11 protein-coding genes are annotated in these 13,703 nt (G+C 66.2%); 4 read left to right on the top strand and 7 right to left on the bottom strand.

The genetic code is table 11. From position 1 onward, the window contains the following. Positions 1-110 precede the first annotated feature (110 nt). The 7 genes from F6X61_RS11010 to gap all read right to left on the bottom strand — a co-directional run bounded on the left by F6X61_RS11010 (position 111) and on the right by gap (position 8,274). Positions 111-1,457, bottom strand: coding sequence for a CoA transferase (locus F6X61_RS11010; protein WP_153786669.1), 1,347 nt, complete (start codon positions 1,455-1,457; stop codon positions 111-113). A 58-nt stretch (positions 1,458-1,515) separates the two neighbouring features. Beyond that, positions 1,516-1,929 (bottom strand): YbaN family protein, encoded by a 414-nt coding sequence (locus F6X61_RS11005; RefSeq protein ID WP_153786668.1) that lies wholly within the window; start codon positions 1,927-1,929, stop codon positions 1,516-1,518. Between the two features lie 49 nt (positions 1,930-1,978). Continuing rightward, on the bottom strand, positions 1,979-2,581 hold the full coding sequence (locus F6X61_RS11000) for a biliverdin-producing heme oxygenase (RefSeq protein WP_153786667.1): 603 nt from the start codon (positions 2,579-2,581) through the stop codon (positions 1,979-1,981). Between the two features lie 265 nt (positions 2,582-2,846). Continuing rightward, positions 2,847-5,435, bottom strand: a complete 2,589-nt coding sequence (locus F6X61_RS10995) for a TonB-dependent receptor (RefSeq protein ID WP_153786666.1) — start codon at positions 5,433-5,435, stop codon at positions 2,847-2,849. 126 nt (positions 5,436-5,561) lie between these two features. Next, positions 5,562-6,524 carry a FecR domain-containing protein gene (locus F6X61_RS10990; RefSeq protein WP_153786665.1) on the bottom strand — a complete coding sequence of 321 codons (963 nt, stop codon included), beginning with the start codon at positions 6,522-6,524 and terminating at the stop codon, positions 5,562-5,564. A 91-nt stretch (positions 6,525-6,615) separates the two neighbouring features. After that, positions 6,616-7,128: an RNA polymerase sigma factor gene (locus tag F6X61_RS10985; RefSeq protein ID WP_110993252.1), complete on the bottom strand. Its 513-nt coding sequence runs from the start codon at positions 7,126-7,128 to the stop codon at positions 6,616-6,618. A 144-nt stretch (positions 7,129-7,272) separates the two neighbouring features. Continuing rightward, a complete protein-coding gene (gene gap, locus F6X61_RS10980) occupies positions 7,273-8,274 on the bottom strand; it encodes a type I glyceraldehyde-3-phosphate dehydrogenase (RefSeq protein WP_125860030.1) in 1,002 nt (333 codons plus the stop codon). A gap of 264 nt (positions 8,275-8,538) precedes the next feature. Between gap and edd the strand changes: the two genes are divergently transcribed. The 4 genes from edd (at position 8,539) to F6X61_RS10960 (ending at position 13,618) form a co-directional block, all read left to right on the top strand. Next, on the top strand, positions 8,539-10,365 hold the full coding sequence (edd, locus tag F6X61_RS10975; protein WP_153786664.1) for a phosphogluconate dehydratase: 1,827 nt from the start codon (positions 8,539-8,541) through the stop codon (positions 10,363-10,365). Beyond that, positions 10,362-11,318 (top strand): glucokinase, encoded by a 957-nt coding sequence (locus F6X61_RS10970; RefSeq protein ID WP_153786663.1) that lies wholly within the window; start codon positions 10,362-10,364, stop codon positions 11,316-11,318. Before edd ends, F6X61_RS10970 begins: the two co-directional genes overlap by 4 nt. 139 nt (positions 11,319-11,457) lie before the next feature. Further along, a complete protein-coding gene (locus tag F6X61_RS10965) occupies positions 11,458-12,180 on the top strand; it encodes a response regulator (protein ID WP_153786670.1) in 723 nt (240 codons plus the stop codon). Then, on the top strand, positions 12,164-13,618 hold the full coding sequence (locus F6X61_RS10960) for an ATP-binding protein (RefSeq protein WP_153786662.1): 1,455 nt from the start codon (positions 12,164-12,166) through the stop codon (positions 13,616-13,618). The genes F6X61_RS10965 and F6X61_RS10960 overlap by 17 nt, the downstream gene beginning before the upstream one ends. Positions 13,619-13,703 lie beyond the last annotated feature (85 nt).

The following is a 13,703-nucleotide window of genomic DNA, read 5'->3' as shown; positions in this document are numbered from 1 at the left end:
GCCCGTGTTCGCGGGGCAAGCCCGCTCCCACAGGGATCGCGCTAGCTTTAGCAGTTGAGCAAGACAGTTGCTCCTACACAGAGAATGCGCGTTGAGTGGCAGAAGATGCGTCACCACTGAGCGCTGGCCGAACCCAGTTCACAGCTACCCCGCACCCATCCCATCACCGCCGTACCCACCTGCAGCGGCCCTTTGATCCGCTGCGCCGGCCCCCATGGCGTGTGCTCTATGTGCGGCTCAAGATCCGCCGCCGTCTCCGCCGCCAGCGGCAGGTCTTCTTCCACCGTCCCGCGCTCGACCAGCAGTGCCGCAGTACGCGCCAGCGACAGCCGCGCCTGGCACCCCTGGCCGCTGCGTAAACGCTCGGTCAGCGCGCGGATCGCCTGCGCCGCCATCAGGTAGCCGGTGGCATGGTCCAGCGCCTGCACCGGCAGCGGCACAGGCCGATCCGCTTGCTGCCAGCGCATGCCTTCGTGGGCAATGCCGACGCTCATCTGCACCAGGCTGTCGAAGCCGCGGCGGTCCTGCCAGGGGCCACCCCAGCCATAGGCGTTCAGGCCCACATCGATGAGGCCCGGGTTGAGCTGGCGCCGACGTTCGGCACCCAGGCCCAGCCGTTCGAGCGCATCGGCGCGGTAACCGTGGACCAGGATATCGGCCTCGCCCAGCAGGTGTTCGAACAGCTGACGACCCTTATCTGTTCGCAGATCCAGGCGCGCGCAGCGCTTGCCCAGGGTGACTTCCGCCGCCAGCGAAGGCTCATCCCAGCCGGGTGGGTCCAGGCGCAGTACCTCGGCACCGAAGGCGGCCAGCAAGCGGGTGGCAACGGGGCCGGCGATGATGCGGGTGAGGTCGAGCACCTTCATCCCGGCCAACGGCCTGGCTGTGTTGCCCTGCCAGGCCTGTGCCGGCCCGGTGAAGGCCTGGCGCAGGATCAGCGGTTGCCGGTTGACCGCCTGGCCCTGGGGATGGGCGCACCATTGCGGCCAGCTGCGCATTCGCGCCGCGCAGCCACCGGCTGCGACCACCGCGGCTTCAAGGGTATCGCCCTCCCACTTGGCCACCTCGCGGGCGACGCTGGCGCGTTCGGCATGGGTGCCGAGCACCTGCAAGGCAGCGGCTCGATGGTGCGGGGCATTGGTGTGCAGGCGGATCCAGCCGTCGCGGGTTGGGTAGTCGCCGGCGATGGCGTCCCACAACGGCGGTACTTGCCAGCCATGGGGGCGCAGGCTGGTGGCGAACCAGAATGATGCCAGGCGTCGGTCGACTCGCACTGCCGGGCAGGTGCCGGTCTGGCTTTCGAGCAGGTTGGCCAGGGCCAGGCCGCAGGCGGCAATGCTGGCGGTGGCCAGTTCGCTCACGGCGAAGGTCGAGGGCAGTGCGCCTACCCCTTGCCAGCGCACGGCGGTGGGGTCGAGGCTCAGGGACTGGGCGATGGTGTCGAGCAACGGCTGCATGCAGGGTCCTCCTTGCTGGGCCCTATTGCAGTACATCCGCCTACGCTGTGCAAACCCTTCAGCGTTGCAGTTCGCCGCAACCCGACGTGGTCGGCCGCTCCGGGCGCGACCAGATCCACAGGTTGCCCAGGGTCATGCCGGCGATGGCCAGGTAGACCGGCCAGTGGTGTTCGAGAAAGGTCAGCATCAGCCCTGCGCACAGCAGCATGCTCAGGGTCGCGCTGACCTTGGCGCGACGCTGAATCACCCGGCCATTGCGCCAGTTGTACAGGATCGGCCCGAACAACCGGTGGTTCTCCAGCCAGGCGGACAGCCGCGGCGAACTGCGGGTGGCGGCCCAGGCGGCGAGCAGGATGAATTCGGTGGTGGGCAGGCCGGGGATGACGATGGCAACCAGGCCGATCCCTAGGCTGACATAAGCCAGGATCGCGTAGAGCAGCCGGGACACTTTGGAGCGGGCGAGTCGGGTCATGGTCTCACTACAGCGGTGCGGCCGCCCGCGGGCGGCCGGGTGAAGCGTGTCAGGCCAGCGCGGCGTCGGTGGCGTAGGCATGCTTGAGCAGGTCGGTGAAGCGCTCGAAGGCGGCGACCGCGCCACGTTCGGCGGCGGCGTCTTCCTCGGGCGACAGGGCCTGGCTGTCGAGAATGCGGGTGAACTGCTTCCAGCCTTCGGCGCGGCCGCCTTCTGGCTCGCCCAGGTGACGGGCACCGAAGCTGTCGGACAGATCCAGCGCCACGGCGCGCTTGATCAGGAATGCGGCGCCCAGTTTGGAGCCTTCGGAGACGAAGATCCAGCCCAGTGCTTCACCCAGGCTCGGGTTCTGCAGGGCACCGGCGACGGGCGCCGGCACTTCGGTGTCGAGGTCGGCAAGGTCCAGGCGAGCCTGTTCAGCGCGGCAGCGCGCCGCCAGATCGGGGACGATGGCGATCAATTGCGGGTCGTTGTACAGCGCCTGCAGTTCCGACTGGAACAGGTACTGGGCGACCACGAAGCGGGCGAAACTCTCGCGGCTGTCGAACGGCTTGTGCGACTTGACCAGCGCGTCCAGCTCGGTGTGCGGGGCGTGGGTGACCTGGTTCAGGCGCTGGGAGCGCAGGGCGGCGCGTTCGGAGGAGGTGGACATCGGGGGCATCCTTGGGAAATGGGCTGTCTAGTGACAAGACGAACCAGATGATGCGTGACAGTAAAAAAACTCAGCTGGGAAGTTGAATCATTTACCGGGCTGCGAACTGGGGGAGCGGGCTTGCCCCGCGAAGGTGACACCTCGGTGCCTGGCACGGGCTATGCCCGTGTTCGCGGGTGAACCCGCTCCCACAGTGATCGCGCAGCTGTTCGAATGGCGAGCAAGTCAGTTGCTCGCACAGGCTTGCAAGGTCAAAGCGTTCGAATCAGATATCCCACACCACATTGATGGCGAAGTTGCGCCCCGGCATGGTCAGGCGGTCGAGGTTGGCCGGTTGGGTCACGCTGGCTTCGCCGATCGAGTCGTAGCCGCGCACGTCATCCCACTGCCAGTACTTCTTGTCGGTGAGGTTGTACAGGCCGGCGTTGACAGTGACGTCCTCGCTCACCTTGTAGAAGCCGGTCAGGTCCAGCACGCCGTAGCCGGGGCTGCGGAACTGCTTGCTGGTGCCGTCGGGGGCGAAGAAGGTGGTGTCGTCGACGCGATCCTTCTGCTTGACCAGGGTCCAGCTCAGCAAGCCACCGTAGTTCTGCTGCTCGTAGCCCAGGCCGAGCACGGCGGTGAGCGGGTTGACGCTGTTCAGCGGCTGGCCGTTGTCGTCGTTGCGGCCACGGGCGTAGGCCACCGAACCCTGGGTGTAAAGGCCCTGCGCGGCACCGAAGTGGTCGAGGTTCAGACGGCCCTTGAACTCGGCGCCACGGATGGTGGCGTGCTTGATGTTGTTGGCCTGGAACTTGGCGCCCAGGTTGGACGACAGGATGGCGTCTTCGTTGATGAAGTCGCGGTACTTGTTATAGAACACCGCCACGTCGAAGTTGCCGGCGTCGAAATTGCCGCGCAGGCCAGTCTCGTAGCTCTTGCTCTTTTCCGGCTCCAGGTCAGGGTTGGGCTGCACGCTGTAACCCAGGCCCGGGTTGTCGAAGCGGCCGTACATGGCCTTGGCGGTTGGGGTGCGGAAGCCCTCGGCGTACTGACCGTACCAGGTGTAGTTGTCGTTGAAGGCGTAGGTGACCCCCAGCTTGGGCGATACGCGGTGCCACTTCTTGTCCGAGTCGTCGGCATTGGCGGCACCGGTCACACTGGTGCTCTGTACGCCGCGCAGGAATTCGTCGGTGAATTTGGGCTCCATGCGGGTGTAGTCGTAGCGGGCACCCGGCAGGAAGGTCCAGTTGTTCCAGCGGATCTCGTCCTGGGCGAACAGGCTGTAGGTGTTCACGGTCGGATCGGGGAAGTCGCTGACCGGTACCTGGCCATCGCGGGCGCTGTTCTGGCCGACGGCCGTGCAGGAGCCGCCAACGTTCAGGCAGGTGCCGACGCCCTGGCGGATGCCGCTGATCTTCTCGTGCTTGAGGGTGGTGCCATAGGTCAGCAGGTGCTCGGTGGCGCCAATGCTGAAGGCTTTGTCCAATTGGGCGTCAAGGACCCACTGGCGGTCCTTGTAGGTGGTCTGGCGGTCGCGGAACACCTGGCGGCCGGCGGCGAAGTACAGCTCGTCGGTGCGCTGGTCGGTCTTGGCGATCTGGTAGTTGAGGCTCCACTTCGCGTGGTCGGCGACCAGGCTGTCGAGGCCGAACTCATGATTGATGCCGAAGCGCTCGCGGGTAACGGTGTCGTTGCCCTGGCGCATGCGGTACGAGTTGGACGCAGCGAAACCGGGAATGAACGGCCCGCCCACGGAGCTCAGGATGTTCTGGTCGCGATCATCCTTGTAGTGCTCGTAGGTCAGGCCCAGGCGGGCGTCGTCGGCGTAGTTCCAGCCCAGTTTGGCCAGCACGTTGGTGGTGCGCACATCCTCGGGGTTGGCTTCGGTACGGGCCAGGCCGCTGCCGCCGTGCTCGCCGTAGGACTCGGTCTCGTGGCCATTGCGCTGGCTCAGGTGCAGCAGGCCGTCGAAGTCGGCGTGGCGGCCTGCGACGGTGGCGGAAGTCAGCCAGCTCTCGTCGGCGGAGCTGTAGCCGGTCTTCAGGCGCGCGCCGACATCCTTGCCGGGCTTGATGATGTCTTCAGGGTCGAGGGTGAAGTAGCTGACCGCGCCGCCGATGGCATTGCTGCCGTACAGCACCGAGGCCGGGCCGCGCAGGATCTCGACGCGCTTGACGATTTCCGGGTCGACGTAGTTGCGCTGGGTCTGGGCGTAGGGGCCGTAGAAGAAGCTGTCGGGGATCGACACGCCGTCTACCTGGGTAAGGATGCGCTCACCGTCGATGCCGCGGATGTTGTAGCCGTTCAGGCCGCTGCGCTGGCCAACGCCGCCGACCGACACGCCCGGCTCGTAGCGCACCAGGTCCTTGATATCGTTGACGTTCTGCCGGTCCAGCTGCTCGCGGGTCTGCACGCTGACGGTGCTGGGCACCTGACTGACCTCCTGGGCGCTACGGGTGGCGCTGACGGTCATCTGTTGCAGGGCGATGGCACTGCCCGCCTGGCGTTCGAGCACCACGTTGGCGTTGTCGATCTTGCGATAGGCCAGGCCGGTGCCGTGCAGCAGGCGTTGCAGTGCCGCTTCCGGGGCCAGCGAGCCTTGCACCCCTGGCGAGGCCACGCCTTCGGCCAGCTCGGCGTTGAAGCCGACCTGCCAGCCGGTGACCTGGCTGAACGCATTGATCGCCGAAACCAGCGGCTGCTGGGCAATGGCGAAGCGGTAGTCGCCCATGCGCTGGCTGCTCGCCTGGGCAGGCTCCACGGCCAGGGCCGGCAGGCTACAGGCGCCGCTGGCGAGCAGGGCGAGGGTCAGCAAGGACAGCTGTCCGTGGCGGCGGGAAGGGGTGAACGGGCGGGTTGGACCTGTGGACATCGAAAGCGCTCCCTGTCGCGCGAGGGGTTATAGGCGTGGACTGTTGTCGTTATCGAACGAGAATCAGTTGCATTGGCTATAACGAGACGTGCTGCCTACAGGGGTCGCGTAAAAAAACTTGTTGGCTTAGTTGAGAATCACCACGGCAGGGTATTCATGCAGTTGCGCCGAGGTGATCTGGGCGAGGGCGCGCAGGGTTTGCAGGGGCTGGTCGAGGCGGTAGTTGCCGGTGACCGCGACCTGCTCCAGCTGCGCATTGCGGCTGATGATCCAGCCTGGGTAGTAGCGCTGCACTTCGGCGATGACCTGGCCCAGCGGGCAGTTCTCGAACACCAGGCGGCCTTCGACCCAAGCCAGCTCCTTGTTCAGGTCGACGCGCTGGCGCTGGCCAAAACCCCGGGGGCCGACGCTGATGCTGTCGCCAGCGCTCAGGCGGATGCGCTGGTCGCGGGCCCCCTGCAGATCGACGTCGCCACGCTGCACCCGCAACTGCGCTTCGCCATCCAGGTAGCGCACGGCGAAGTCGGTGTCGCGCACGTTGGCGCGCAGCGGCCCGGCCTGCACTTCCAGCGGCGGCTGGCTGCCGCCGGCGACCTGGAAGTAGGCCTCGCCCTGCAGCAAGCGGGCAACCTGGCGCCCGTCGCGCACATCGCTGGCGAAGGCCGAGTTGGTGTTGAGCAGGATTTTTGCGCCGTCGTCCAGTTGCAGGCGCTGGCGCTCGCCGACCACGGTGAGGTGGTCGGCCTGCAGGCGCACAGGCAGGTTGCCGAAGGTGAACAGCCCAACCAGCAGCACGGCGGCGGTGGCCAGCGGCTTCCAGTGGCTGCGCAGGCGCCCGCCGAGGGAGCGGCGCTGACGTTGCTGCAGTTGCTCGGCGGCCTGGCGCAGCGGCGCACCGTTCCACAGCGCTTCGGCCTCGACGTAGGCTTCGGCGTTTTCCGGCTCGGCGCCCAGCCAGTGCTCGAAGGCCTGGGTGTCCTGGTCATTGGCGCACTGCAGGCGGATCAGCCAGTCCATCGCCTCTTCGCGGGCACGGGCGCGGGCATCAGGCTCGGCAGGTGTCGGGCGAGGGGTGGGCTGATCGGTCACGAAGGATCCTTGCGGGGGCTTTTTTGCGCATGATCGGCGCAGGCCCGGCACATGGCAAGGGCTTTGCGCAGGTGCGCGGCGAGTGGTCGCGTCACTGGTGCCGAGCGGCGACGCCCATGCAGATGGCCATGATCAGTTTCAGTTCCTTCTGCACGGTGCTGGCCGAGACGTTCAGTTGCTCGGCGATTTCCAGATAGCTGGCGCCATGCAGGCGGCTCTGGATGAAGATGCGCTGCTGGCGCTCGGTCAGCTGGCCGAGGCTCGTGCTCAGGTGCTTGAGCAGTTGCTCGGCGTGGGCGGCATCCTCGCTGCTGCCGGCGGGGGCGGCGACGTTGTGCAGCACTTGCTCGGGCACGTCGTCGACCAGGGTGCGTGCCTGCACCCGGCGGGCGCGCAGGTGGTCAAGGGCGAGGTTGCGCGCGGTCTGGAACACGAAGGGTTCAAGGTGCTCGATCGGCCGCTCGCCCAGGGCACGGGTGACCCGCAGGTAGGTTTCCTGCAGCAGGTCCTCGGCGGTGCTGGGGTTGCCGACCATGCGTTGCAAGGTGCGCAGCAGGCTGAGGCGCTGGGTGAGGAAGACTGAATTGAACCGGGATTGACTCACGGGGGGACCTGGCCACTTTGGGGTTAATGATAATGCTTATCATCCATATGGCAGGTCAAGCGTTGAAATGTCACGAACAGGTAAAGATTGCGGTTTACGTGGTGCGCGGTGGGCGGTGAGCGTCCACGCCCACCGCCCATCTACTTACTTGGCGCTGAACAGCGCCAGGCAGTTGTCCAGCATGCGGTTGGAGAACGCCCACTCGTTGTCGTACCAGGCCAGCACCTTGAGCATGCGGCCGTTGGCGCGGGTGTGGTTGGCGTCGAAGATCGACGACAGCGGGTTGTGGTTGAAGTCGCACGACACCAGCGGCAGCGCGTTATAGCCCAGCACCCGCGAATGGCGGCTGGCCTCGAGGAACAGCTGGTTGACCTCTTCGGTGGTGGTTTCACGCTGCAGGTTGACCGTAAGGTCGACCAGCGACACGTTGATCACCGGTACCCTCACGGCCATGCCGGTGAGCTTGCCGGCCAGCTCCGGCAGCACCAGGCCCACCGCCTCGGCGGCGCCGGTCTTGCTCGGGATCATCGACTGGGTGGCCGAGCGCGCCCGGTACGGGTCGGCGTGGCAGACGTCTGTGAGCACCTGGTCGTTGGTGTAGGCGTGGATGGTAGTCATCAGCCCCTGCTCGATGCCGAACTCGCGGTGCAGCACTTGGGCCACTGGGGCCAGGCAGTTGGTGGTGCACGAGGCGTTGGAGATGATCTGGTGCGAGGCGCGCAGCACATCGTGGTTGACCCCGTACACCACGGTGGCGTCGGCGCCCTTGGCCGGTGCGCTGATGATTACCTTGCCGGCGCCGGCGGCCAGGTGCGCGGCGGCCTTGGCGCGCTCGGTGAACAGCCCGGTGCATTCGAACACCACGTCGATGGCCAGGGCTTTCCAGGGCAGCTCGGCGGGGTTGCGGATGGCGCTGACGGCAATACGGTCGCCGTTGACGGTGAGGCTCTCGTGGTCGGCCTCGACCTGTGCATCGAAATGGCCGTGAACGCTGTCGTACTTGAGCAGGTGGGCGTTCATCGCGCTGTCGCCCAGGTCGTTGATGGCGACGACCTGCAGGTCCTGACGGTAGCCGTGCGTGTAGAGTGCGCGCAGGACGTTGCGTCCGATGCGGCCGAATCCGTTGATGGCGATGCGTAGGGTCATGGCGTTACCTCTGGCAGTCGGGTGAAGCCTGTGGCAAAAAGGCAGCTTCACTGAAACGGTTTTGTTATTGGAATTACAAGATTATTCACTGCGTGATAGAAAACAAGCCTTTTTAGTGGCAGTATTTTGTTAAATCTACAACGAGTGGCCGGGCAGGCTGCTCCGCGAATGGGCCAGGTAGCTTTACTGCAAGCCTAGGCCGCAATCGTTTGGAGGGAAAATGCCCGTTGAAGCCGCCCTTACCGTTAGCCTGGAGTCCAGTACATGCATCCGCGCATCCTTGAGGTCACCGCACGGCTGATCGAACGCAGCCGCCCCACCCGTGAACGCTACCTTGAGCTTATCCGCGGCGCGGCCAGTGACGGACCGATGCGCGCCAGCCTGCAATGTGCCAACTTCGCCCATGGCGTGGCCGGCTGCGGTGCCGACGACAAGCAGACCTTGCGCCTGATGAACGCTGCCAACGTGGCCATCGTTTCGTCTTATAACGACATGCTTTCGGCGCACCAGCCGTACCTGCACTTCCCCGAGCAGATCAAGCAGGCCCTGCGCGAGGTCGGCTCGGTCGGCCAGTTCGCCGGTGGCGTGCCGGCCATGTGCGACGGCGTGACCCAGGGCGAGCCGGGCATGGAGCTGGCCATCGCCAGCCGCGAAGTGATCGCCATGTCCACCGCCATCGCGCTGTCCCACAACATGTTCGATGCAGCCCTGATGCTGGGCATCTGCGACAAGATCGTCCCCGGGCTGATGATGGGCGCGCTGCGCTTCGGCCACCTGCCGACCGTTTTCGTCCCCGGCGGGCCGATGGTCTCGGGCATCTCCAACAAGCAGAAGGCCGACGTGCGCCAGCGCTACGCCGAGGGCAAGGCCACGCGCGAAGAGCTGCTCGAATCGGAAATGAACAGCTACCACGGCCCAGGCACCTGCACCTTCTACGGCACCGCCAACACCAACCAGCTGGTGATGGAGGTGATGGGCATGCACCTGCCGGGCGCCTCGTTCGTCAACCCCTACACGCCGCTGCGCGATGCCCTCACCGCCGAGGCCGCGCGCCAGGTCACGCGCATGACCAAGGCCAGCGGCAGCTTCATGCCGATCGGCGAAATCGTCGATGAGAAGGCGCTGGTCAACTCGATCGTTGCGCTGCACGCCACCGGCGGTTCGACCAACCACACCCTGCACATCCCGGCCATCGCCCAGGCCGCCGGCATCCAGCTGACCTGGCAGGACATGGCCGACCTGTCCGAGGTGGTGCCGACCCTGTCCCACGTGTACCCGAACGGCAAAGCCGACATCAACCACTTCCAGGCCGCCGGCGGCATGGCCTTCCTCATCCGCGAGCTGCTCGATGCCGGGCTGCTGCACGAGGACGTCAACACCGTGGCCGGCCCGGGGCTGCGCCGCTACACCCAGGAGCCGTTCCTCGACAACGGCCAGTTGGTCTGGCGCGAAGGCCCGCAACAGAGCCTCGACGAGAGCATCCTGCGCCCGGTGGCGCGGCCGTTCTCCGCCGAGGGCGGCCTGCGGGTAATGGAAGGCAACCTGGGGCGTGGCGTGATGAAGGTCTCCGCCGTGGCCCCTGAACACCAGGTGGTGGAGGCCCCGGCGCGGGTGTTCCACGACCAGCAGTCGCTGGCCGATGCGTTCAAGGCCGGTGAGCTGGAACGCGACTTCGTGGCCGTGGTGCGCTTCCAGGGCCCGCGCTGCAACGGCATGCCCGAGCTGCACAAGCTGACGCCGTTCCTCGGCGTGCTGCAGGACCGTGGCTTCAAGGTGGCGCTGGTCACCGACGGGCGCATGTCCGGCGCTTCGGGCAAGATCCCGGCGGCCATCCATGTATGCCCGGAGGCCTTCGACGGTGGCCCGCTGGCGCGGGTGCGCGATGGTGATATCGTGCGCGTCGATGGTGTCGAAGGGACGTTGCGGATCATGGTCTCGGTCGAGGAGCTGGCCAGCCGCGAGCTGCCCGAGCCGCCCAAGGGCAATGACCTGGGCTGCGGTCGCGAGCTGTTCGGCTTCATGCGTGTGGCGTTCAGCTCGGCAGAGAAGGGCGCCAGTGCCTTCACCTCTGGCCTGGAGAATCTCAAGTGAAAGAACTGCTGGTTGGCGACATTGGTGGTACCAACGCACGTTTTGCCCTGTGGCGCGACAACCAGTTGCACGCGGTCCAGGTGCTCGCGACCGCTGACTACACCAGCCCCGAACAGGCGATCGAGGCGTACCTGGGCGAACAGGGCATCGCCCGTGGCGGACTGGAGGCGGTGTGCCTGTCGGTTGCCGGGCCGGTGGATGGCGATGAATTTCGCTTTACCAACAATCACTGGCGGCTGAGCCGCCGGGCGTTCTGCCAGACCCTGCAGGTCGAGCGGCTGCAATTGATCAACGACTTTTCCGCCATGGCGCTGGGCATGACCCGTTTGCGCGAAGGTGAATATCGAGAAGTCTGCGCGGGCCAGGCCGACCCCTCGCGCCCAGTGCTGGTGATTGGCCCTGGCACCGGGCTTGGCGTTGGTAGCCTGGTGCGGCATGGCGAGCAGTGGCTGGCGTTGCCGGGCGAGGGTGGGCATGTCGACCTGCCGGTGGGTAATGCCCGCGAAGCAGCGATTCACCAGGAGATTCAGCGGCAGATCGGCCATGTCAGTGCCGAGACGGTGCTCAGCGGGGGCGGGCTGGTGCGTTTGTACCAGGCGCTCTGCGCGCTCGATGGCGACACGCCCAGGCACAAGACCCCCGCGCAGATCACCGATGCGGCACTGGCCAACGAGCCACGGGCGCTGGCGGTGGTCGAGCAGTTCTGCCGGTTTCTCGGTCGGGTGGCGGGCAACAATGTGCTCACCTTGGGCGCGCGCGGCGGGGTCTATATCGTCGGCGGGGTGATTCCGCGTTTTGCCGAGCTGTTCCTGCGCAGTGGTTTTGCCGCAAGTTTTGCCGACAAGGGTTGCATGAGCGGGTATTTTGCCGGGGTGCCGGTGTGGCTGGTGACTGCGGAGTTTTCCGGGTTGCTGGGGGCGGGGGTGGCCTTGCAGCAAGAGCTGGGTAGCTGAAGCACAAGGCGATTGCTGTGGGAGCGGGTTTACCCGCGAATGCGGCGGCTGCCTTACCGACGCTTTCGCGGGTGAACCCGCTCCCACAGGATCCGTAAAGCAGGCAGAAGATCTGCGCATAACAAGAGGACGGACCATGATGACCACTGCCGGCAAATCGATCCTGATGGTCGACGACGACCAGGATATCCGCGAACTGCTGCAAACCTACCTCAGCCGCGCCGGCTTCCAGGTGCAGGCCGAGCCCGACGGTCAGTCCTTCCGCCGGGCACTGGACGCCAACCCCTGCGATCTGGTGATCCTCGACGTGATGCTGCCCGACGAAGACGGCTTCAGCCTGTGCCGCTGGGTACGCCAGCACCCCAGGCTGTCGCGGGTACCGATCATCATGCTCACCGCCAGCTCCGACGAGGCCGACCGGGTCATCGGCCTGGAGCTTGGCGCCGACGACTATCTGGGCAAACCCTTCAGCCCGCGTGAGCTGCAGGCGCGGATCAAGGCCCTGCTGCGCCGCGCCGACTTCGGCCAGGCCGCACCGGTCAGCGCCGTGCTGGCGTTCGACGACTGGCGCCTGGACACGGTCAGCCACCGGCTGTTCCACCGCGATGGCGAGGAGGTGATCCTCTCCGGCGCCGACTTCGCCCTGCTCAAGCTGTTCCTCGACCACCCCCAGCAGATCCTCGACCGCGACACCATCGGCAATGCCACCCGCGGGCGCGAGCCGATGCCCCTGGACCGCATCGTCGACATGGGCGTCAGCCGCTTGCGCCAGCGCCTGCGTGACACCGAAAAACCACCCCGGCTGATCCGCACCGTGCGTGGCAGCGGCTACTTGCTGGCGGCCCATGTCAGCCCGGCCTAGCGAGCGGCGCTGGCGCCTGCTGCCACGCTCCTTGCTGGGGCGCATGTTGCTGCTCACCCTGCTGGTGGTGGTACTGGCCCAGGGGCTTTCCAGCGTGATCTGGGTCGCCCAGCTGCGCGCAAGCCAGCTGCAGGGCCTGCGGGCCAGCGCCAGCAGCCTGGCTCACTCGATGAGCGCCAGTGTCAGCTACTTCCGTTCGCTGCCGGTGGCCTACCGGCCGATGGTGCTCGACCAGTTGCGCAGCATGGGCGGTACGCGCTTCTTTGTGTCGCTCAACGTCAAGCCGCTGGACATGCCGGTGCTGCCCGTCACCCCACGCAAGCAGGCGGTGATCGAGGTATTCCAGCAGGTGCTGCACGAACGCCTCGGGCAGCAGATGGACATCTCGGTGGAGTTCGTCAGCCCCGACGACCTGCGCATCTTCAACAGTGGCCTGAAGCTCGATGAGTTGCCGCGTTCGTGGGCGCATTACTCGCTGACCCTCGAACCGCTCAACCCGCCGGTGCTGGTCACCCAGATCCGCCTGGGCGAGGGCGAGTGGCTGTATATCGCCTCGTTGCTGCCCGAGCCCTACACCAGCCTCGAAGCCGAACGCCTGCCACGCCAGCAGATCGGTTTCATCGCCCTGACCACCGTCCTGTTGCTGCTGTTCATCGGCTTGCTGGTGCATTGGCAGAGCCGGCCGCTCAAGCGCCTGGCGCGGGCGGCCCGGGAGCTGTCGCTGGGCGCCGAGGTGGCACCGGTGGCCGAGGGCGGCGGCAGTGAAGTGGTGGAAGTGGGGCGGGCCTTCAACAACATGCGCGAGCGCATCAGCCGCTATCTGACCGAACGCTCGCAATTGTTCAGCGCCATCTCCCATGACCTGCGCACACCGATCACCCGCCTGCGGCTGCGGGTCGAGCTGCTGGAAGACGAGGCCTTGCAGGCCAAGTTCAGCCGTGACCTCGATGAGCTGGAGCTGCTGGTCAAGGGCGCGCTGCAATGCGTGAAGGACACCGACATTCACGAGAACATCGAGCCGATCGACCTCAACCAGGTGCTGGAGCTGCTGGCCGAGCCCTACCTGCGCGACGGCCGCATCACCCTCGAAGGCCGGGCGCTGGCGCCGTATCCGGGCAAGTCGCTGGCCCTGCGCCGCTGCATCGGCAACCTGATCGACAACGCCATCAAGTACGGCGAACGGGCGCAACTGCGCATCATCGACAGTGCCGAGAGCTTTGTGCTGCAGGTCGACGATCAGGGGCCGGGGGTGCCGGAGCAGCGTTTGGAGCAGGTGTTCGAGCCGCACTTCCGATTGGCCGGACAGCAGCAGGGATATGGGCTGGGGCTGGGGATTGCGCGCAATATCGCCCATAGCCATGGCGGTGAGGTGAGTTTGCTGAACCTGCGTGAGGGTGGCTTGCGGGTGACGCTGTATTTACCGCGCAGTATGGATTGAGGTGGGCAGGTGCTGTCGAGCGGCAAGCACCAACCTTGCCGGCTCAAGAGGCGGCAAGGTTGGTGCTTAAGGGCGGTGCTTGTAG

It is taken from the genome of Pseudomonas sp. EMN2, from assembly GCF_009650555.1.
GTDB classification, from domain to species: Bacteria; Pseudomonadota; Gammaproteobacteria; order Pseudomonadales; family Pseudomonadaceae; genus Aquipseudomonas; species Aquipseudomonas sichuanensis.
Note: the sequence above shows the minus strand (reverse complement) of the source record. Positions and strands in the feature narration are given on the sequence as shown.

Coding starts and splice junctions, on each gene's coding strand:
- F6X61_RS11010 (WP_153786669.1), bottom strand. CDS start 1,457: ATGCAGCCGTTGCTCGACACCATCGCCCAGTCCCTGAGCCTCGACCCC.
- F6X61_RS11005 (WP_153786668.1), bottom strand. CDS start 1,929: ATGACCCGACTCGCCCGCTCCAAAGTGTCCCGGCTGCTCTACGCGATC.
- F6X61_RS11000 (WP_153786667.1), bottom strand. CDS start 2,581: ATGTCCACCTCCTCCGAACGCGCCGCCCTGCGCTCCCAGCGCCTGAAC.
- F6X61_RS10995 (WP_153786666.1), bottom strand. CDS start 5,435: ATGTCCACAGGTCCAACCCGCCCGTTCACCCCTTCCCGCCGCCACGGA.
- gap (WP_125860030.1), bottom strand. CDS start 8,274: ATGACCCTACGCATCGCCATCAACGGATTCGGCCGCATCGGACGCAAC.
- edd (WP_153786664.1), top strand. CDS start 8,539: ATGCATCCGCGCATCCTTGAGGTCACCGCACGGCTGATCGAACGCAGC.
- F6X61_RS10965 (WP_153786670.1), top strand. CDS start 11,458: ATGACCACTGCCGGCAAATCGATCCTGATGGTCGACGACGACCAGGAT.
- F6X61_RS10960 (WP_153786662.1), top strand. CDS start 12,164: ATGTCAGCCCGGCCTAGCGAGCGGCGCTGGCGCCTGCTGCCACGCTCC.